Origin of the sequence: Rivularia sp. UHCC 0363 (assembly GCF_034931125.1) — a bacterium.
Taxonomy (GTDB): Bacteria; Cyanobacteriota; Cyanobacteriia; order Cyanobacteriales; family Nostocaceae; genus Rivularia.
Window position 1 is genome coordinate 22,785 of the sequence record NZ_JAYGHM010000045.1, and the last position, 22,231, is coordinate 45,015.

At 38.4% G+C, this 22,231-nt stretch carries 16 protein-coding genes; 2 read left to right on the forward strand and 14 right to left on the reverse strand.

Annotated elements, in window-relative coordinates:
* Positions 1–83 precede the first annotated feature (83 nt).
* The 5 genes from VB797_RS22775 to VB797_RS22795 all read right to left on the reverse strand — a co-directional run bounded on the left by VB797_RS22775 (position 84) and on the right by VB797_RS22795 (position 4,618).
* On the reverse strand, positions 84–656 hold the full coding sequence (locus tag VB797_RS22775; RefSeq protein WP_323240023.1) for a nitrate transporter: 573 nt from the start codon (positions 654–656) through the stop codon (positions 84–86).
* A gap of 3 nt (positions 657–659) precedes the next feature.
* Positions 660–1,409 (reverse strand): prolipoprotein diacylglyceryl transferase, encoded by a 750-nt coding sequence (locus VB797_RS22780; RefSeq protein ID WP_323240024.1) that lies wholly within the window; start codon positions 1,407–1,409, stop codon positions 660–662.
* A gap of 63 nt (positions 1,410–1,472) precedes the next feature.
* Positions 1,473–2,063 (reverse strand): TIGR04376 family protein, encoded by a 591-nt coding sequence (locus VB797_RS22785; protein WP_323240025.1) that lies wholly within the window; start codon positions 2,061–2,063, stop codon positions 1,473–1,475.
* A gap of 385 nt (positions 2,064–2,448) precedes the next feature.
* On the reverse strand, positions 2,449–3,549 hold the full coding sequence (locus VB797_RS22790) for an NYN domain-containing protein (protein ID WP_323240026.1): 1,101 nt from the start codon (positions 3,547–3,549) through the stop codon (positions 2,449–2,451).
* Positions 3,550–3,778: 229 nt separating this feature from the next.
* Positions 3,779–4,618, reverse strand: a complete 840-nt coding sequence (locus VB797_RS22795) for a D-alanyl-D-alanine carboxypeptidase family protein (RefSeq protein WP_323240027.1) — start codon at positions 4,616–4,618, stop codon at positions 3,779–3,781.
* A 262-nt stretch (positions 4,619–4,880) separates the two neighbouring features.
* Between VB797_RS22795 and mnmG the strand changes: the two genes are divergently transcribed.
* Both mnmG and VB797_RS22805 read left to right on the forward strand, forming a co-directional pair.
* Positions 4,881–6,818: a tRNA uridine-5-carboxymethylaminomethyl(34) synthesis enzyme MnmG gene (gene mnmG, locus VB797_RS22800; protein WP_323240028.1), complete on the forward strand. Its 1,938-nt coding sequence runs from the start codon at positions 4,881–4,883 to the stop codon at positions 6,816–6,818.
* A 230-nt stretch (positions 6,819–7,048) separates the two neighbouring features.
* Positions 7,049–8,386 (forward strand): hypothetical protein, encoded by a 1,338-nt coding sequence (locus tag VB797_RS22805; protein ID WP_323240029.1) that lies wholly within the window; start codon positions 7,049–7,051, stop codon positions 8,384–8,386.
* Positions 8,387–8,755: 369 nt separating this feature from the next.
* Here the strand turns inward: VB797_RS22805 and VB797_RS22810 are convergent, their stop codons facing one another.
* The 9 genes from VB797_RS22810 to VB797_RS22850 all read right to left on the reverse strand — a co-directional run bounded on the left by VB797_RS22810 (position 8,756) and on the right by VB797_RS22850 (position 22,151).
* Positions 8,756–10,231: an alpha-amylase gene (locus tag VB797_RS22810; protein WP_323240030.1), complete on the reverse strand. Its 1,476-nt coding sequence runs from the start codon at positions 10,229–10,231 to the stop codon at positions 8,756–8,758.
* Positions 10,232–10,354: 123 nt separating this feature from the next.
* Positions 10,355–12,862, reverse strand: coding sequence for a filamentous hemagglutinin N-terminal domain-containing protein (locus VB797_RS22815; RefSeq protein WP_323240031.1), 2,508 nt, complete (start codon positions 12,860–12,862; stop codon positions 10,355–10,357).
* A gap of 173 nt (positions 12,863–13,035) precedes the next feature.
* Positions 13,036–14,910 (reverse strand): asparagine synthase-related protein, encoded by a 1,875-nt coding sequence (locus VB797_RS22820; protein ID WP_323240032.1) that lies wholly within the window; start codon positions 14,908–14,910, stop codon positions 13,036–13,038.
* 116 nt (positions 14,911–15,026) lie between these two features.
* A complete protein-coding gene (locus VB797_RS22825; RefSeq protein ID WP_323240033.1) occupies positions 15,027–15,956 on the reverse strand; it encodes an Npun_R2821/Npun_R2822 family protein in 930 nt (309 codons plus the stop codon).
* A 4-nt stretch (positions 15,957–15,960) separates the two neighbouring features.
* Positions 15,961–16,962, reverse strand: coding sequence for an Npun_R2821/Npun_R2822 family protein (locus VB797_RS22830; protein ID WP_323240034.1), 1,002 nt, complete (start codon positions 16,960–16,962; stop codon positions 15,961–15,963).
* A 194-nt stretch (positions 16,963–17,156) separates the two neighbouring features.
* Complete coding sequence (locus VB797_RS22835; RefSeq protein WP_323240035.1) at positions 17,157–18,134, reverse strand: glycosyltransferase family 10 domain-containing protein; 978 nt, start codon at positions 18,132–18,134, stop codon at positions 17,157–17,159.
* Positions 18,135–18,200: 66 nt separating this feature from the next.
* The gene (locus tag VB797_RS22840) at positions 18,201–19,406 is read right to left on the reverse strand and encodes a glycosyltransferase (RefSeq protein WP_323240036.1); all 1,206 of its coding nucleotides are present in this window, start codon (positions 19,404–19,406) and stop codon (positions 18,201–18,203) included.
* 41 nt (positions 19,407–19,447) lie between these two features.
* The gene (locus VB797_RS22845; RefSeq protein ID WP_323240037.1) at positions 19,448–19,816 is read right to left on the reverse strand and encodes a four helix bundle protein; all 369 of its coding nucleotides are present in this window, start codon (positions 19,814–19,816) and stop codon (positions 19,448–19,450) included.
* Positions 19,817–19,904: 88 nt separating this feature from the next.
* The gene (locus VB797_RS22850; protein WP_323240038.1) at positions 19,905–22,151 is read right to left on the reverse strand and encodes an ABC transporter ATP-binding protein; all 2,247 of its coding nucleotides are present in this window, start codon (positions 22,149–22,151) and stop codon (positions 19,905–19,907) included.
* Positions 22,152–22,231 lie beyond the last annotated feature (80 nt).

Consider the following 22,231-nt stretch of genomic DNA (forward strand, 5'->3'; position numbering starts at 1 on the left):
GGAATTAGGAGTTAGGAATTTTATTTTGACTTTTGACCTTTGACCTTTGACCTTTGACCTTTAACCTTTAACCTTTAACCTTTTCAGCTTTCCTTTTGTCCTTCAGAAACAAGCTCGGAAAGAATATTTCCGGTTAAATCTAAAAGTTGGTCTAATACTAATCCAATAGTTCCGATACAGATTATACCTTCAATGATGTCATTAACTTTAGTTTCCTTATAAGCATTCCAAATGATAAAACCAAGTCCGCGATCGAGAATCAGCATTTCGATCGCGATCGCGCTAAACCAAGCAATCCAAACTGCAAACCTTAAACCTTCAAATATATGGCTGATTACTACTTTAGAATTTTTTCCTTGTTTGCGTCCGTTTCGGGTTCCTGTAGCGGTGCTGAGGATAATTGACCAAACTGCGCTCAAAAAAACAATCGCGATCGCAGCAGTTTCAGCTTCTTTAAAATATATTAAGGCAATTGGTAATAAAGCAATCGGAACAACAGTATTTGGTACTTGTAATATCCATTTACATATTTGATAAACAACTCTATTTATACCAATCAAATACCCAAACAAAATACCTACAACAACAGCAGGAATATAACCTACTAACAACAGTTGTAAGCTTAATAACAGGTTTAAAAAAATACTTCGTTCCATTCTTCAAGATGTTATGCGGAACATTTTAGGGATACTGCGACGATAATACAAAATAGCGATCGCACAAGCTGTTTGAATTGCACTTAATCCCAAAAAAGGATGAAAATCGGGTTTAATAAAATCTATCAACAACCGAAAGCTTAAATAGGATATCAAATAAAATTTAAACAAATCCCCTTGTTGGTAGTCGTAGCGACTGCGAAAGCGTAAAAATAATATTAAAAAGATTAAAAATATAATTTCATATAGCTGTGTGGGATGACGGCTAATTCCATCACCAAAATCAATCCCCCAAGGTAAACTTGTGGCAATTCCGTAAGTTTTATCGCTTAAACCAGTTAGAAAACAGCCAATTCTACCGATAGCAGTTCCAGCAATTAAAGGGTAAACAAATACATCACCAGTTGATTGCTTGATACCAATAATTTTTTTAGTAATTTCTACTCCAATTAGTCCACCTAATAACGCACCAACAACAGTTTTACCCTGTAGAAATAGCAATAAAAATTGTTGTTGATTTTGCCACAATAAATCAATATGCTGTAGTAAAACCAGCAACTTTGCACCTAATAAAGCCCCTAACATTCCACCAACAATTACAGAAGAACGTTGTCCAGTAGAAATCGCATCCCGACGCACATTCCGCAACATCAAACGAAACGCTACAGCATAAGCCAAAGACTCAAATAAAATATGCGGATGAATTTTGAAAAAACCCAAATAAATATAAATTGGGAATTGGAAATTGGGCATTGGGCATTGATAATTTATAATTTATAAATCTTAACTCCTAACTCTTAACTCCTAACTTTCCCTTCATTTCCCCATCTTGCGTTTCATTTCTTCTAACTCCGCTTCAGTTTCCCAACGAAGGAATTTTTCTTCTAAGTCGTCATAGGTTTTTGAACTGGAATTGGGATAGGTGCTGCTTGCATTCCACCAGCCAGCGTCTGTTTCGATACGTTGTTGTGTTTGGGCTTTTGTACGTGCTGCTTGGGCTTCTGTAGCTTTGGTTTGGACTTCTTGTCGTCGTAGCTGAATTTTTTTGTATAACTCTTTGGATTGGGTAATGCGTTCTTTTACACCTTGCATTTGTCCCCAAAGTTGGTTTCCTTGTCGCAATAAAGCCGCTTCTCTTTCTTCCGCTTTGACCGCTAAATCATCTCTACCGGCGTTTTTCGCTTTTTGAACTCTAATGTGCCATCTTTGAATTTCTTGGGCTGTGGACAATATTTCGTCTTGTCGGCGCTTTTCTTGTAGTTGCAAATCTGCAATTAATTTTAGAGTGTCTTCTTCCTGTTCCCGCAACTGTTCCAACAGTGCATCTAATTCCAAATGCGGGTTATTTCGCAGGAATTCTTCTAAACGACTCTCCAGAAATTTGCTCAAATCGTCAAATAAGCCCATCCCTTAACTCCAAATTTAAGCGCGATCGCGTTTATTGTAACTATTATTGCGAGCAATAGGAAAGTAATTTTTGTGCCAGCGGTACAAAGTAATAATAATTACACTGATTTAATTAATTAATATTAAAAAAAACGATTCAGCACATCGATAATTCTGGTAGAGAATCATTCATGCATATAATTACAAGTTCCGCAGGATGTATTTTTGATTGAATTAATCCTTGAACTAAATTTTGTAAATGTGAAGTACGTTGAGAATAAAGCGTGCAGACTGATATTTTATGATTGGACTTCATTTTAAGATTTACATTTGTTAAATTTTTGGTGCGTTACGACTTTCCATCTAACGCACCCTACAAGAAAAGACTACTTTATTTCTACTATAATTAAATATTGTTCCTTCGTTGCGGTCGTCCAACTGTAGTTGTCGAATTACTTATTCCATTTGTTCTTTGTACTGGATCGGGTAATCTTACAAAGTAATCACAAACAGCAGTAAAAATACTATTAGTATGATTGTCATAACCGCATCCAATTACTATTTTCCCATACTCATGCAGCTTTTTAGCTAAACAAGAAAAACCACCATCACCAGATACAATCACAAAAACTTGTAGCGAGGGTTTGCTGTGAATTAATTCCACTGCATCGATTACCAATTGAATATCTGCTGCATTTTTAAGACCATTAAAGTCAAAAATCTGCATCGTTTCAATACCAAACTGTTGAATATCTCTTCTAATAGGTTTTAATCTACTATCACTCCAGTCAGCGTAAGCATATTGTCCGGCAATTTGATTAACTAAATTGTATCCTTTTACCTTTCCTATAATATCTGTTAAAGAAAAATTGAATTGAGGATTGCTATTACCTAATGTTAAATTTTCAATGTCATAAAAAATTACCGTATTAAACTGTTCTGTAGGTAATTTAGTCTCTTGAATTGCCGAAACTAGAGATTGTAAATCAATTACTGGTGCAGAATGGTTTGGAGATTCCATTACTTTTAGCAATTCCGCTTTTAATTCGCAAGATTGCTGTTTTTCTTGTCGAAATTTTTCTGTTAAATCGTTTATCTGAGTCTGAGTTTTAACCGTATTCTCTTTTAATTCGTTAATCGTTGTAGATAAAATATCTTGACGCTGCTGATAAACACTAACTAAAGTTTGCTGAATGCTAACCCAACCTTGGGGAAAAGTCTCGTGAGTGATAACTGTGAGCGCTGATTCATAACCTGCGATCGCAATCTCTAAATTACTAGCTGGGTTTCCTTGTTCAAACCTTTGAATCAAACTACTAAGTTTTACAATAACTCTGGCTACCTTAATAGCACTTGCTGGTTGTTTTACAAACTCTTGTTTTGCAAATTCTCTTAAGCCTAAAGCAAAATTACGATCAAGCTTGTCTAAATTATTTGCTAAAAGCGGATATATATCTTGATTTTGGCTAGTGTGTTTTAAAAAATGACGTATTAAATCTTCATGCATTGCTGCAACCCTTATAATGCAACGATAAACTTAGTTTTCCCAAATTTTTGTCGCATCTAACAGGCTTACAAACCTTTCTAATTTTACATAGGTAGTGGGAGCGTCTCGCTCCCTATTGATGAAAAACGAATAATAATCCAAAATCCAATCTAATTTTACATAGGTAGTGGGAGCGTCTCGCTCCCTATTGATGAAAAACGAATAATAATCCAAAATCCAAAATCCAAAATCACAATGGTGTTAACCAATAAGTAATTCCCCTAATAAGTTTCTTTTCAAAACCTAATTTAGGTAATTTTTCTGGTGGATAACCAACATAAGTCCAATGAGGTACGTCGTATTCTACAGTGCGATACCAACCGTTTTGATTTAATGCTTGAACTTGCTTTTTATTATTTACTTTCAAATCAATTGCTAATCCCCATAAATGCTGTGAAGCTCCTGGTGGTGCTACCGTACCCAAAATTCTTGTTTCTTTTCCCTGTCTAACTAAATCTAATGTTTTAGAATCAGTATATTTCTTCCAAAATTTCGTAGTTGTGGCAAAATTACGCATACAGTCGCTTTTTGCGTATCCAGATTGGAGCCGAAATCTAATTTGACTAAGTGCTTTATTTAAAGCTTCAGCAGCAGCAGATTGTAAATAACAATTGTTCGCACCTGCTACCTTTCCCTTTGTTAGGGTAGCTTGAAATTGTTGGGTTTCTTGATGATTAGCAAATGCTACTTTTTTTGGTAGTTTAATTGTTGGATCTAAATTCACAAATGGCGCACCGTAAGCACGTAGCAAAATATATTCGTAACTATCTAACTGAGGAATATTCGGGAACTGATTCATCAGTGCTGCAATAAACCTTTCTTTGTTAGTTAAAGCCTGAGTCGGGATAGGTTTATATTTTGGTAACGGGGTAACAGCACATTCTTTATTCAAAAGTCTGTCAACCAAACAGTTTTCTACCTGCTCAATATCTTTACTTGGTTCGCTGTAAGCAATATCGCTAGCGACTAAACTCACAACTATATATATCGCAACAATAAAAAGGGCTATATTTCTAAAAATTATTTTCATTTTTTATTGAAAGTACAACTTAACACTTGAAAACGGCAAAAATGCTCTGATTAAATCTTAAAACATGAGAATTAAATTTATATTGAATATTGTTTAAGAAATTGAATCAAATATCTTACAAGCAACCTTTAAATCGTCATAACAATTTTAGTTTTCATAAAAAATAATACTGGCTCTGCGAAATATTTTATCAGCAAGGTACAATCATTAAATGACTGTATCGGTTAAAATTAGATTAACCCTCTTCTCATGCAGAATACCTATGACCATGCACAATTTTGTTGAGTTCCAAGACTCTTTCGATGTCATAGTTGTCGGTGCAGGTCACTCTGGTTGTGAAGCGGCTTTAGCTACTGCACGACTGGGATGTCGTACCCTTCTATTGACGCTCAACTTGGATAAAATTGCTTGGCAACCTTGCAATCCTGCTGTGGGAGGTCCGGCAAAATCTCAGTTAACCCACGAAGTCGATGCACTCGGCGGCGAAATTGGGAAAATGGCAGACCGTACTTACGTGCAAAAACGGATTCTCAATTCTTCACGAGGTCCTGCTGTCTGGGCATTACGCGCTCAAACTGACAAGCGTGAATATGCGCTGGTGATGAAAAAAATTGTCGAGAATCAAGAAAATCTCAGCATCCGCGAAGCAATGGTCACGGATTTGGTTTTGGGTGCTAACGATGAAGTTATCGGCGTTGAAACTTACTTTGGTGTCGCGTTTGAATGTAAAGCCGTTATCCTCACCACGGGTACTTTTTTGGGAGGAAAAATCTGGGTTGGCAATAAGTCAATGGCAGCCGGACGCGCTGGAGAATTTGCCGCCGAGGGTTTGACGCAAACTCTACAGCGTCTGGGATTTGAAACAGGTCGCCTCAAAACTGGGACTCCCGCACGAGTAGATAAGCGCACGGTTGATTACAGCAAAATGATTCTGCAACCGGGAGATGAAGATGTTCGCTGGTTTAGTTTTGACCCCGAAGTATGGGTAGAAAAGGAACAGCTACCTTGCTATATCACCCGCACCACGGCGGAAACTCATCAATTAATTCGAGATAATCTCAATCTTTCTCCGGTTTATGGCGGTTGGGTGGATGCGAAGGGGCCCCGCTATTGTCCCAGCATTGAAGATAAGATTGTCCGCTTTGCTGACAAAGAAAGCCATCAAATCTTTATTGAACCCGAAGGAAGAGACATTCCCGAACTTTATATCCAAGGGTTTTCTACAGGGCTACCGGAAAATTTGCAACTGCGTATGTTACGTAGTCTTCCGGGGATGGAAAATTGCGTAATGTTACGCCCAGCCTATGCTGTAGAGTATGATTATTTGCCAGCAACTCAGTGTTTTCCCACATTAATGACCAAGAAAATCGCCGGTTTATTTTGTGCGGGTCAAATCAACGGTACAACTGGCTACGAAGAAGCCGCAGCTCAAGGAATTGTTGCCGGAATTAATGCAGCCAGATTTGTCCGTAACCAGGAAATGATCGTTTTCTCCCGATCGCAAAGCTATATCGGTACATTAATAGATGATTTATGCACCAAAGATTTGCGGGAACCTTACCGAGTATTAACCAGTAGGTCAGAATATCGCTTGTTGCTGCGTTCCGATAATGCCGACCAAAGATTAACGCCCCTCGGAAGAGAAATTGGTTTAATTGATGACCGACGTTGGGAATTATTTACTCGCAAGCAAGAGAATATTACCGCCGAGAAAGAACGGCTGTATGGTACGCGGGTCAAGGAGAATGACGACATAGGAAAGGTGATCGCATCCGACACCAACCAAGTTATTAAAGGTTCAATTACCCTTGCCGACTTATTGCGTCGTCCGGGATTTCATTACGCTCAGTTAATTAAATATGGATTAGCAAATACCGATTTACAACGCGCTGAAAAAGAAGGTGCGGAAATCGATATTAAATATTCCGGCTATTTAGCCAGACAGCAAAATCAAATCGATCAAATTGCCCGTCAAGCAAATCGTTCCCTACCTGGAAACTTGGATTATGAATCTATTCATACCCTCGGAAAAGAAGCACGGGAAAAACTCAACAAGGTAAAACCGCTCACCATCGGTCAAGCAGCACGTATCGGTGGAGTTAACCCCGCTGATGTAAATGCTTTACTAATATTTTTAGAATTGCGTAAAAACCACCACCAGACTGAACTTGCAGCCACAACATCGAAACAATCTTTGTGAAGCGGGAGTATAGTAGTATGGTGTACCAAGAACTGGTATGATTAATAACATCTAAAAAAAGAAAATATAGTCAACATCTCCCTGGTATAGGTTGAAATAGATACTTAAACTTGATGAACTCTTGCGTAACTACCTAATTGGAAATAGTTCTTTTTAGATTCATATTTACGAAAATTTACAAAGGTAAATTCATAAATCGTCAAGGAACGAATTAATACAGCTAAATCGTTATGTCTCAAACAGCTACCAACATCGTACTTCCAGAACCATCTCAAGAGTTAATCGTCAGCGAACCTTGGACGATGGAAACTTATGCTGATGACTTGATGGATCAACTTTTTGCCGATATTGACTGCGTTCTTGATCGCAGCGGTAATTTGAGTTCGCAAATTGTTCAAGCCCAGCCGCAGTTAAAGCTCCAGAAAACGAATTTACCGCAAATAGTTCCACCCCCGACTATTGTTAATCCCGTAGCAGAAGCCGAACAACGGCGAATTGCTGCAAAAATCGACACTGCGGCAAGCAAATTACCTAAAACGGCTAGAACAACCCAAAAATCGCGTCGAAATTGGCGCAATCTCAGACAGTTGCTGACAGTGGGGGCAGGTTTGGGATTAGCGATCGCCGCGATGAACTGGGCGATGAACAGTGGGCTTTTGAATCGTCTCACCTCGAAATCATTGCAATTTGCTTTGCAAGAACCAGCTTTACAGCAGAAAGTATTAAAAACCCAACTAGCACCCACTCAAGCGGAAATTAAATCAGATTTGGTTGACTATATGCTCGGAGCGCTAGCAATCATTGAAAAACAACAGGATGCGGATGCTAACAGTAACGTCGCGACTGCTGCTCCCGTACCAGCGAATCAAACAAGCTTAGCCTACGCAAATCAACCAGTTGCAAATCCTCCAGCACCAACTATTGTTAATAGCACCCAACCATCACCTACTCGTTCTACCAGAGTAGTAGAAAGGATTTACATCCCCGTTTATCAAGCACCGCAACCGATGCGGTATGCACCTCCGACTGTCGAGGCACCTGTAGCGCAAGCCCCGACACCGTTACCACCAGTTACCACTTATAAACAAGTTGCACCAAAGCCATCCGATAACAAAGCCAAAAAACCCGCACCTGTAAAAACAGCCAGAACCAAACCACCAGAAAAAATTGCAGCTTTCGCGTCTATCAGAGAAATCAAACCATTAGCCGTAAAAAGCAAACCAGTTAATGTACGGCAAGTCCCCGACCTGCCTAAAATCAAAGAACCTGTAAAAGCCGTACCAAAACAAACCGCAACTTCCCCAGCCCCACAACAGGAGCAGAAAGTCGCATCAGTTAAGCAGGAAAAAGTGGCATCAGTTCCAGCTTCTTCCCATATCTTGGAAGGATTATTGGAATTAGGAGAACAATCCGCTGCATTATTTAAAGTCAACGGTGTAACTCGTCGCATCCAAATCGGCGAAAACATCGGAGCTAGCGGTTGGACATTAGTGGACGTAGCCAACGGAGAAGCCATCATTCGCCGTAACGGCGAAGTACGTTCGATTTTTGCAGGACAGAAATTTTAATCAATTATCAATGAACAAATAATAATTGATGATTAACTAAATTGAGTGTAACTGTACATTAGCCTGTTATTAAAAAGATATCATCAGGGCAAGCTTAAAAAAAGCATCTACGACAACAAATTTTAAATCAGTGAACAGCGAACAATAAATTGCTGTTACAAGTTAAGCGGATTGGAGCGTGGTAATTTATCGCGCCTTCAATTTGAATTTTTCCACGCGGGCTGTCCGGCCCGCACTACAAAGCTTTAGTCAAATATAGATAAATTACCAATTGATCCCGCCGTATTGCTCCCCTCTCCTTACTAAGGAGAGGGGATGGGGGTGAGGTTCCGCGAAGTGTATTTCACTTAGCCGAAAAGCGCTATATACTCACTCCTCGACCCACACGGAGACAGAACCGCCATTACAGCGAAATTCAGCCCAGCCCCATTCGTTGGTATAAACCGGGTCTTTGATGTGTTCGGTTAAGTCGTAAAATTTGGTATTAGGTTTACCGACCTCCATCCATTTACTTCCCCCCGCACCGTTGCTCATAATTACCGCCATCGCTTTGGGATGTTCTGGATTACCTAACCGAGTCCAGCCGATGATGTCCCAATGGTCAAAGTAATTATACTGATAACCATAGGCAAAATTCTGACGCGCATACAGAAATTTATCTATTAACCATTGATGAGAAACTAAATAAATCGGATAGCGGTTTCCATCTCTTCCATAATCTTCATATTCCGCACCGTAGTAGTCTGCGTAAAATACACAGGGATAGCCTTCTTGACGCAGTAAAATCAGCGCATATGCTAAAGGTTTAAACCAAGGTTCTACGGGTGACTCTAAAGCCTGCAACGGTTGTGAATCATGATTTTCAACAAAAGTGACGGCATGAGTAGGAAGCCGCTGCATCATCGTATTATCTAAAATATGCCGCATATCGTAGCGATCGCCAGATTTACTCGCATAGTGGAAGTTATAGTGCAGCGGTACGTCAAAAACCGCCATTTTACCCTGCACTGCATCAACGTACCAGTGCAGAGTATCAATATCGTTTTGCCAATATTCACCCACCACAAATAAATCTTTACCTGCATGACGCTCCATTTCCGAGAGCCATATCGGGAAAAACCACGATGAAATATGTTTAATCGCGTCTAAACGGAAACCATCAACACCAGTTGTATCGAGATACCATTTACCCCAGTTAATTGTTTCATCTTGCACCTCTTTACTCTGGAAATCGCAATCGCATCCCATTAAATAAGAGAAATTGCCGTTTTCCAAAGCAACATAATCATCAAACTTTTTACCTTCGAGGAGATATATAGTGCTGGAATCTTGAGTGTATTCATCATAATCAACCGCATCAAAATGCCACCAATGCCATTCAAATTGAGAATACTTACCCTTTCTACCGGGAAACTTATAATGGGTATAGCACTTGATATCTCGCATCCCATCTTTAGGATTTAGCCTATCTCCCCGATTAAAAGGTGTTGCTTTGGCAATTTCCGCATCATCACCACCAATCCGATGATTTAATACCGTATCCGCGTAAACTTGAATTTCCGCGCTTTGTAGAGACTCGATCGCGTTTATGTATTGTTGGCGATCGCCATACTTGGTACGAACACAACCCTTTTGTTCAAATTCACCTAAATCGTACATATCGTAAACAGCGTATCCCACATCATCAGTTCCCCCCATTCCCTTATAAGCAGGTGGAAGCCACATCGCAGTAAAACCAGCTTTACTTAGCTCTTTAGCCTTAGTATTTACCTGGTTCCACAGCGTTCCATCATTAGCAATATACCAATGGAAATATTGCATCATCGTACCGTTGATATCTGACATTTGGGTATTGTAGGTATTTGTACAAACTGACTATACCTCTTAAGGAGTTATAGATAGAAATACCACCAAGTTATGCAGTTATTTATTAACGTTGCTGAATTGCAGACGCGATATACCACGTCTCTACACTCCCGCACAATTAACATTTCCTTGCAAATTTCCTGAATCATCGTTATTTTGAGCCACAAATTCTACATTACCTTCGGCATCAATTACCCAACCAGTTGCTTCTACAATTCGTTTTGCTTTAGTTGGTTTCTGAGATGCACTTCTATTATTAGCAATCTCAATTTCGCGCAAATCATTCCAGATAATTTGACTTTGTATATTATTCGGATTAGTAGGAAAACCACCTCTACCTGTAATCGCAAAACTATTACCGCTATTCGCATCACAACCAGCAGCAATCTGTCGATCGGAATCGATTACATCTTTGGGTAATTCTATTGCTCCCGAAGTAGGATTTACATTCAAATTATTGATTTTGACAACACCATTAACACCAAATTCAGAACTAGCTGCAATATCGCTTTGTTCGGTTAACTTTTCGCGAAACTGCAAACCAAAAATACCTTGAGTTGTAATATCAATATTTCCACCATTTCCTTGAAAAGCGTTAGCAATAATATCGCTATTTTCCACACCTACAATTACCGGGGAATCAATCGTAATATTTCCACCGTTACCCGTGCTTCCGGCTTCCGTAGAAATTATACTGTTATTACGTATCGACAATAAATTTTGTAAGTTAAAAACAATATTACCGCCTTCACCAGAAGCTGTTGTTGCTGTAATAATACCTTGATTTAACTCTACTGAATCAGCATCAATCTTCAGTGTACCAGCAGTACCAATACCGTAATTTGCCACGCTTACTCCTGCATAGTCGCTGAATTTTAAATTAGGTGTGCGGATGGTAACATCTCCAGCATCACCAAGCGCAATATAAGTTGAAAGATTATCAATAATATTAGAACTTGTCGTACCTACTGTTGAGCTTATATTGCTTGCATAATTTAGCTCCGGTATCGATCCAGTTGCTTCCACAGATTCAGTTGCATTAATAACAACATTCCCAGCATTCCCAATGCCTAAATGAGTAGTTGAAACAGTACCTCCATCTTCTAAAGAAAGAGTACCTGTATTCAACGTAATATTCCCAGAATCTCCCTGACGATAACCAATGCTAGCAATAGAAGTAGGTGTAAATAAATCAGGTGCAGCATTAACTCCCGATAATTCAACTGCATCTGCATCAATTTGGATATTACCACCATTTCCATCACCATACACTTGCGTCGCTAGAAACGAACCATTTTGAATGGAAAGCTGTTGAGTCTTAATATTTACGTCTCCACCTATGGCTGTTGATGCACTTGGATCTGTAAGTTTTTTTGGATAATAATAAGTACTAGTTCCTAAAGAATTTAGAATAAGATTTTTTGGTGAAGCATCTAGCATTACTAAATATTCACTGGTATTTATATTTAAGTTACCGCTGGGTGCTGGTGTATAAGTCCGATTTTCAATACCTGTACCGTTTTGTAAACTCAAGCCTTTAGCAGAAATATTAATATTACCACTTGCTCCAAATCCGATGGTTTCACTAACAATGCTGCTTCGCAAAGTTTCGTCAGCATTCATACCATTTAATGACAGCACCTGGCTTGCATTAATATCAATATCTCCCCCTTTTTTAAAACCAAACCCGCGATTTTGACTCCAAATTACCGAACCGTTATTTATATCAATATTTCTTCCCCGTACCTGTATTGAACCCGCACCTTCACCACTGACATTTAAAAGCGACTTTTGATTTAATTGAATATCTTTATAGTTGGAAATATCGTTATATTTGAATGTGAATCCTTCTTTTATGGAATTTAACTCAACTTCGCTATTACTAACTAAACTTCCCAACTCAATACGTCCGCTAGCAGCAGTCAAATTACCACCATCTAATTTAATATCGCTTCCTACCAAAGCTAAAGTATTTCCCGGCTTTACCTTTAAACCAGGTGCGAATCCAAGGGAAAAATAAGGTGTAAAAATAGGATTTTGGGTAACTAGATCGTGTCCGTAACCATTTACTTGAATCTCTCCTGGATTTTGCCCCATTTGTAAACCCAGAGGCATATTAATAGTTAATAAAGGTGGTGTATAAGTATCATCCGCGCTAAACTTCCAACCATTTGCGAATTCAATACTACTTGCAGTACTACCAATAAACGAACCACCAATATCTAAAGCCGCATTTTGACCAAATACAATCCCCGAGGGATTAATTAAAAATACATTTGCGTTACCGTTTGCTTTAATTAAACCGTCTATATTAGATATATTTCCACCCGTCACCCGATTAATAATATTTACTACATCGGCAGAGTTATTAAAGACAGCAGAACCACCTGTGGGGATGGAAAACTCTTTGAAGCTGTGGAAGAGATTATTATTAATACGATTGGAATTATTTATACTATCGATAACGAAGTTGCGGTTATCTGTAGATGTTACCTGGGTTGGTAAACTACCATCTGAGGAGATATTTTGAGCTTTGGTAGAGGTAGGTAATATTAATTGAGAAATAATCACGCAGGATAATAAATGCTGTTTTTTCAAACCCTGAAACATAATCAAAACCTTTAGTAGTGGTAGTTATATTGTTCCCACTTTTAGAGAAAAAAATATCTGTGGTGTTTTGATGAGCTAGGACTAGTATGCATTGAGATTTTGAGACGTAGCAGTGCGGAGATCTCTACTGGGGTTTCTTGTTTTGTACAAAGTTTAGATAAAAATATTAAGAATTAGTTATCAATTCCGTTACGATACTGACTGTTGAATAGTTGCTGCATCCATAGTTCTAAGGTAAATACGGTGCCGATGCGATCGAATAAATCTTGCCCGTTGAGATGATTTTCCCAATCAGTTAGGGTTATTTGACGATCGCAATATTCTGGATAAAGGGCATCGGGTGCGTGCAAAAGCTTTGTAATATAAGTCTTGGCTGGTTCTTGACGCAACCAAGCATTATAATCGGCAAATTCATGCAGGGATTTATGGGACTGCTTTGAGGCTGTAATATGATTTTGATTTTGATTTTTATTTAATTTACGAGCAACTTTTTTCCAGGTTTCACGGCGTAAGGTTGTCAATTTACCATACCATCCCAGGGGAACGACTAGTTCAGAAATAGGTCGCCCAGCTTTTTGCCAAGATATATCTTTGAAAAGTTTGGGGAAGCGTTCGAGCAACATTAGATGATATAACCCATGTAGATTCTCGCCTGTATAATTAAGCGCATACCAAAACTCTTGAATCTGGTTATCCATGCAGGGAATGCGAAGATTAATTCCTTCTAGAATCGCGATTCGCCAATCTTTGGAGATAAAAGAACGACAGCGACTATCCATCGCTAACTGATAGGAAGACGAATCCAAACTTTGGAAATAAGCATGAGCGCGATCGCGAACTGCTTGATGATGTGTTTGAGAGCGTGCTAAGCCATCTAGATTTAGCTGACGACACAGAAATTTATCAAAATGATCTTTGTGAAAAAATTGAGCGACGTCAAAGCGGTCTGCCCATTCACCATGCAGCGCAACGTCAAAAGCCCGACGTTCGTCAATCCAAGAGGCAATAGAGCTAAATTGAAGATGTATAATGCTAGCTGGTGCATCCATTTGCCATAGTAAGGGAATCCGTGGAGCCAGCCAATTCTCAGCGTTCATCTCCAACCAATTGAACTGGAGTTGCGCTTTTTGGGCAACCTGTTGAGCAATTAACACATCATCGCAGTTCGCTTGACCGTAGGTGACGGTTACGGGTGAATTCACTGTGTCAGGAACGGCAGCTAAAAGTGCGCGGGAGTCGAGTCCTCCACTTAGAGGAATACCCAATCGCTCCCCTGGATGACAACGACGCTCCACAGATGTAACAAACAGCCGTCCTAACTCTGCAACAATATCGCGACGGTCGGGGATGTCATAAAGGGTTACATCGTTCCAAGTCCAGTAGCGGTGGCTTAGCAACGTTGCATCATCTTCATTCCAGGTCAAAACTGTAGCAGCAGGTAGCCGTTTTACTTTTTCAAACCAACTGCGATCGCCAAGTGGGTAACGAATTCCCAAAAAGTCCTCAACCGTTTCGCGATCGAGCTTGGGTTGGTACCCCGGTAGAGCTAGCAGGGCTTTAATTTCTGATACCCAAACCAGCGTGTTTTGCCAAATAGTCCAGTGTAGAGGAAGAACTCCATAGCGATCGCTAATTAAATGCACCTGTCGCGATCGCGCATCGTAGAGAACTGCATGAAATTGACCGTCAAGAGAATGTAAAAATCGCCAAGGTCGATCTGTTTGACAATGATATTCGTAAGCTGTCAGCAACCATTGTGTATCGGTGACAATTTCAGAACCAGCCAGCCGACCATCCGGTGTAATCGGGCATTCTTGACGGTTGTATAGTTCCCCATCAAACCATAGATAGCAGGAATTGGCTTGGAGGGGTTGCGGTTGTGGTTGTTGCCCAGAAGACTGCGATCGCGTTGCCCAAACCGTGTTATGTCCAAACAATTCATCAGTGACGTAAAACCCACGGTGGGTAATCGCTTGCTGCATCGTCCCTAAAATACCAGAGCAATTGCTCCACTCACGACCACCGGCAAATCCAACTAGTCCAGGCATAAAAAAGGGAACGGAGAAAAGGGAACGGGCAACAGGGAATAGAAAACCCCATAATTAATATTAGTATTGTTTGAGCTTTCCTTGTTCCTTGTTGCTTGTTTCTTGTTCCCTACTTCTTATTTCTTTAACGAACGCAAAAAACTTTTAGCTTCATTCATGGTTTTTTGCCAAGAAGTTTGTTTCGGCTTTTCTGGAAATACTGGTGGGGGTAATTGTGGGTTCAAGTTGCGGTAATGTTCCCAAATTTCCCAATAAGGACAACCGGGTTCGATGCGAATACCAGCCCAATGTAGATATTGCAAAGGTTGATTAACTGTTGGGTCAATTAATTTATGTCCTTCATGTAAAAAGTGAGAAGTTCCTCCCCAATTTCCCGGTGCTTTCCCTGCTCTACGCACAATATTAAAGCGGTTATGAATCCGCTTGAGCAACATATAGTTAATAATTGGCTGGTCAGAAGTTTTTTCTGAGAAATCAAAATATTCTGGATGCGCTGCACATTCTGCAAAGGTATCGTACAAATCCTGTTCGGATATGAGATTTTTCTTGGAACCCCAAAAACCACCGTTGAATATGTCTTTGATTTCGTTTTCTGTAAAGACTTTATCTTCTAATACTTGGGGACTAAATACGTTCCTGAGTCCACCCAGATGCTGATAATCGCAGCAAATAAAGTCGGTATCTTCCAAATATTTGAGATTATCAACAATTTTTTCAAAAACCACAATATCTGTATCGATATACAAAAACTCGTCAAAAGGACCAAACCAACAAGCTTGTTTGCGAAATTGATTGGGACGAGCGAAGAATTTACCACCAAATGTTTCGTATAATTTGTTCGACAAACGGTCAATAAATTCTAAATCTTCATAAACTCCTACTCCATAATATTTATCGAGAGTGTGAGCAATTTTGTGATAATTATCATCATAGGGAATCATCACAATGGGAGTTTCTTGATCGTGTAAGCGAATGCTATTAAGTAAGGTAATGGCGTGGTCTGTTACCTTATCATTCGCAATGATATAAATTCCTCTAGTTTTCATTTAGTTAGACTCCAATTAATCCTAATTTTCTTAAAACTTTGGTAGTAAAGCTTGGTGGTGCATTGTAAGCTTTCGGTTTTGTATTAAATTTTGGTCGCCGGTCTGGTTCGTGCAAATAGCGATAATGTAAGAAGGTTTCGCGGTAAGGGAAATCGATATTTTCTCCACTACAAAGGCGGCTAAATAGTTTAGATGATAAACCAATATAGTGTAGATAGGTTAAGCGATTTTCTCCGTCATATACTAGATTATTGCGTTCGTCAAAATTTGGTGATGTTACGCAACAGCCAGTCCTTTCGCTTTCCGGTAAGTGATGAGAAAAATTATAGCTAGGAATGGCAGACCGCATTACCATGTAGTTAAGTATGGTTTGGTCTGGAGCATTTTTATATAATATTTCTGCTTCACCATCTTGCAAATTTGATAACAGATAGTTCCGTTTTTCTGCATCAAACAAACCTTTATTAGCAGCGTACAAACCAGCGCAAAATACTTCGCGTTCAAGCCGAGATTGTGGGAAAATATTTAGTAGTTTGTCTGAATTTACATTATATACATGACTTAAGTCTTTGTATTGAAAATCATAAACTACAAAGTCATTTTGATTTAGTTGCTCAAATATATAATCTAGAGAATTCAGTACCAGAATATCAGCATCTAAATATATAAACTTGTCAAAAATACCATCGAAACCGCAAAATCTCCGATGCATTCCCAAACGATAAACCCCTGAAATTCCCTGTTCTTGCCAAAGTTTGTAAGCATCTGGATGTGCTTGCCATATTTGAGCAGAAAAGTCTTCCCAAAGTTTAATTGCAGAACTATCTTCAAATATTTCCACATTGTTTCTATATTTTATTTCCTCTCGCACTCGTTCTAAACGGTCATCATAAGGAATAATAGAAACAGGATATTTCTGACCAACATTTACTTCAATAGAATTGAGCAAAGCTATTAATTGGTCAAAAACTACATCATTAGCAAGTATATAGATGCCTTCAGTCATTTAATCCTCCATAAATTTGAAAAGGGAATAGGGAGTAGGGAAAAAGACGAAATTGATAAATAATTTTAATTACATTTGCATCATAATCCTTGCTATGTAAGCGTTAATTTTTTTTGCGTACCTTCATGCTCAAAAGCCTTAATAATAAGTAATTCGGCTTCAAAATCTTGTTCCTACTACTCCCTACTCCTTAATTAATCAAACTTCTTGACATAATCTGAAAGCCATGAAATTAAATTAAGCTTATGTAAAATAATTTGTCTGGCTTCAGCAATTGCTTCTTTTGCTTCATACCAAGCATCGGGAGTAGAGGTAATTTCTTTAATATAATCAAATCCTTTTTCATCCATACTTGGTAATCTTAAAAAACTACCGGGAGGTAATAACTTATCGGCAGCAGGTCCACCATAATAAATCGGTAAGCACCAAGCAAGTAGAGCATCCCAAAGCTTTTCGCTGACGTACCAATCATTTTCAGCGTAGTTCTCAACTGATAAGTTGTAATAGTAAGGTGCCATTCCATACCATTTATTACCAAGTTCCCCACTTCCTTCTGCCCAATCGGGTAAACCACGTCCATATAAATCGAGTTCTAATTCACTATCTTTTAACATTTTTAAAAATGCCAAACGTTTGCGATGATTCTCGGTGCGATTGATACCAGATGTCACCCAACTTAAAGGTTTATCTTTCGCTGGGGGTGGCATTTCATTTAACTCACGAAATGAGTTTGAGTAATACCAAATTGCAGGCATATAATCGGGATTTGGTGCGTGGTCGTCGGGCCCCGAAACATAGCTACAGTAATTTTGAGCTATTTGATAATACTTTTTATTAGATTCAACTACTTCGTCTAAAGGTGGTTCGCGTAATAGATAAATTACCCTTTCTTTAGGTATCCCACGCAATTGTTCTTGGAATAATTGCTGTGCTTTTTCGTATCTAGCTTGCGCTTTGGTATTTTTCCAAAATAATAAATGCTTTTGGGGTATTTTCGGAAATTTTGTATAGTTATACATTACCAAAAAATCCGGTTTGGGATGTGTTGCAATCAGTTGAATATTATCCCAAATACCAAAGTTTTCAGGAGTTTGTTGCCACAACCAATCGCTTCTGTTCTCTAAAGCGCTATAGCTGCTCATCATGCCAATTTTGACTTTATTTGTTGTCATGTATTTAGGGAATGGGGAATGGGGAATGGGGAATGGGGAATGGGGAATGGGGAAGACGTAGCAGTGCTACGTCTCTACATTAGTAATTTGCGGTCGGAAGGATTCATCAACGTAGCTGAGAATTTTTTCGGCTCGATTTTCCCAAGAATACTGTTTGACGAATTCGATACTGTCAGAATAACCGGCGATTTTTCGGGGATGAGTTTCTAAAATTCTCGTTACCGATGCGGTAAATTCAGTTGAGCTATCGGGTTCGCACCAAGCAGAAATAGATGAGGTATTTTCAAAGTCTTTTAGGGAAGGAATTCTTGTAGATACGATGGGTGTACCGGAAGCAAAATAGTCAAATAATTTTAAAGGAGAGGTAAAAGTTGCAGCTTTCCCAGAACAGTGAGGATGGGCTAAAATATCGGCTGCTTGTAATAATGATGCTAGTTCTTGCTGTAAAATAAAGCCAAGAAAGGTAATATTATCAACTTGCTTATCTTTGGCTATTTGTTTATAGTGTTTTACCTGCTTTTCCTTACCTCCAGCACATACAAATTGAACTTGAGGTAACTGCTGTGCAACATCAACTAAAATATCAATTCCTTTAAATTGTTCTAATGCACCAGAATAAACTACTAATTTTTCTCTGCCATTTTGTAGTAGTTTTTTACGCCATTCTGTAGCTGCTTCTGGATGTCTTTCCATAAATAAGCGATTATAACCATTGTGTAATTTAATTACTTTTTCTGGTGGCATTCCATTCGCAATCATGCTTTCTCTTACCGTATCCGCTACCGTTACAGCAATTTGAAATAGCGGACTGTTAACTATTTCTTGGGCAAATGGTTTGTTTTCGTGATGGTGGTGTTCATAAATTGCAGGTACGCCATTTTTAACCGCAGCTTCGATAAAATTCCAGTCGCGACTATGAACTATTTTAGTAGTAGAAAGAATATGAAAAGGGAAATAATATTTTGAAGCAATAGTATTGGAATTAGTAAATTTGGTTTTAATATAGTCAATAGGAAAAGGCATTGGTAAAGGAGAAACTTTGAGCTTTTCCTGGAGATTATAATATTTAATTAGTTTTTCAGGTGTTTTTCTCGGTCGAAAAGGGTTAATTAAATTGATCGGGTTTAAAGCTTCTTTTCCTTTGCAGGGATATACTAAAACTGTAGAATATCCTAGATTTGCAGCAGCATTAGCCGCATTTGTAGACTGCACTAAGTGAGCTTCCGGTTTGGGTAATTCTTCTTTAATAAAGTAAATATAGTGTTTTTTCATGGGAGTAGGGAATAGGGAATAGGGAGTAGGGAGTAGAAGTTTTATTTTGATAATTGAAGTTTTTTAATAAGGGCATTAATCATTCTGCTTTCCTCGTGAATCCAAGAAATAATTAATTCTATATTTTTTTTAGTAGTTAATCCTACTCTTTGAGACAAAATCAGATGTGTTTCTAATTCGTTAATTGACCCTTGAGCAATATTAATAAATCTAATATATTCATTTGTGTATCTTCTTCCGTATCCTTCTGCGATGTTAGCTGGAATAGATACAGCAGACCTTCGGATTTGTTGCACCATGCCATATAATTCGTCTCTAGGAAATAGTTTAGTTAAGAAATAACACTTTTCAGCTATATCCATACCTTTTTGCCAAATTATTAAGTCTTTAAAATTATTAATTTCTGACATAAAAAACCTCCATTAATTACTTATACTTTCTCTTCCCTCCTTTCTTCTCCCTCTTTATTCTTAGCTACTCCCTACTCCCTACTCCCCATCAAGATTTAATATTATCCTCAAAGTGCTTTAATTCATTTAACAAATGCAATGCTGATTGATAAGCCTGTGAAATTATCTCATCTTCCGATTGATTAGTATCAACTTTTTGATTAACTAATGAACTTAATAAACTAAGTATTGCTTCTATATGATTGCGAAAATCGTTGGAGATATCTTTTAATGTTTGTGGAGTTACTTCACCTTCTTCACGTTGATTCCCTATAGTTGATACTAGTTGCCAATTTTTTTGTAAGGTGAAAATATCGTCAAAAATATCAACAATGTTAAGAATTTTCCAAGCAGATTTGTAGGATTCTTCTAATAATTCCTCGTGTTCTTGAGAATTTTCTGCTGAATTATCAAGCAGTAAAAGTAGAAACCCAATTGTAGAATTTAACCGTGTCCGCATTTCGTAAGATACCCGTACCAAATGCTGATGGTTATTTTCTGTTTTACCTTGTTCCCCAAACTGCATCGAATAAAGACGTTTATAGTAACCACCTTTTTGTAAAAGCTCGTGATGAGTTCCGACTTCTACTACACGTCCTTGGTCTAAAACCGCTATTTGATCGGCTTTTTGCACGGTAGAAAGACGGTGAGCTATTACCAAAGTAGTGCGATCGCGACTCAAATCATCGATCGCTTGCTGTACCAATCGCTCAGAAACGGTATCTAATGCACTTGTCGCTTCATCAAGGATGAGAATATCAGGGTTTTGCAGTAAAGCTCTTGCGATCGCAAGTCTTTGTCTTTGTCCTCCTGAGAGCATTACACCGCGATCGCCAATTATTGTGTCGAATCCTTGGGCTAATTTGGTGATAAATTCGTAAGCGTTAGCTCGTTTTGCTGCTCCAATTACTTCTTCGTCGCTAGCTTCGGGTTTTCCATAAGCAATGTTGTTTCTGACGGAATCGTTGAATAGAAATGTGTCTTGAGAAACGATTCCCATTGCTCTTCGCAACGACTGTAAATCAAATTCCCGTAAATCAATATCGTCAACAGTAATTTTACCGGAATTTGGGTCGTAAAATCTTGGTAACAAATCGGCTAATGTGGATTTACCAGCACCGGAACCACCCACTAAAGCTAAGGTAGTACCGCGAGGTAGATATAAATCGACATCTTTAAGAATTAATTTGTCGTGATTTGGATAATTAAAGGAAATTGAATTAAAATGTATACCTTTTTCTAACTTGGTAAAACTTACATTACCGCTACCCATAAACGGTTTATTATCTAGGTCTAAAAACTCTGTAATAATTCCAATACTTGCGGCTGTATTCGCAAAGTTACTCCGAACTGTATTTAATTGAGATACTAACGGCAATACTCTTAATAAGATTAATAAATATGTCAATAATACCGCTGACAAAGAAGAAACTTGGTCATTAAAAAGAACGCGGCTTAAAAACACAATTCCCAGTAAAGCCGAAATTCCCATTACTTCACTAACAGGTGCAATTATTTCGGAATTCATCTGAGATTCAAAGTCTGCGGTTTCACGGTCTTGAATCAACTCTCTAATTTTCTGAAATTCTTTGGTTTCATTACCAGTTGATTTGACTAAACGGATTCCATTCAAAGTTTCTAGCATCGCGATCGAATATCCTTTCGATATCTCGCTCAACTCTTTTCCAAACTTTTTAGAACGGATGATCGAATACTGGTTTACGATCATTACCAATGATAATAATAGCGTTGCCGCAATAGTTAACTGCCAAGAAATTGATACCAATATACCAGTAAAAACTAAGATTGTAATTCCCAGAATTACCAGTTTTATCACATTACGTAAAGCACTAGCAGCACGGGAACTTTCAACTCCAAGACGGTTGATTATATCACCAACTTTCATCTGAGAGTAATAATCAATATCAATTTGTAATAATAAGATTATCCCTGCTTGCCGGATATCTGAAGTTAACCGCCGCGTCAAAGTACTCGATGTTAAACTACCTGCATAAGTAGCAGCATTCTTTAAAAATATAGTTAATATAATCGCTCCTGCCATTAGTCCTAAACGATAATTTTCTGGAAAACTATCGAAGGGAGTCATAATAGATTTTAGTATCGGGGGCGCACCTTTTAAATCTACCTCTTGTCCGACAATTTTTAAAATTACCGGCACGATTAATGCAGTACTAACCCCATTAAATAAAGCTCCTGAAAATCCTAATATAATTGTGAGAATAATCCAGCCCGGATAGGGTCTTGCAAATCGATAAAGTAGGTTTTTTGTAGACATTGAGCTTTTTACTTAGTTTTTATAATTGGAATCGAGACAATAATATTTTTGTTTTTAGTTTATTTTTAGTTTGATAATTT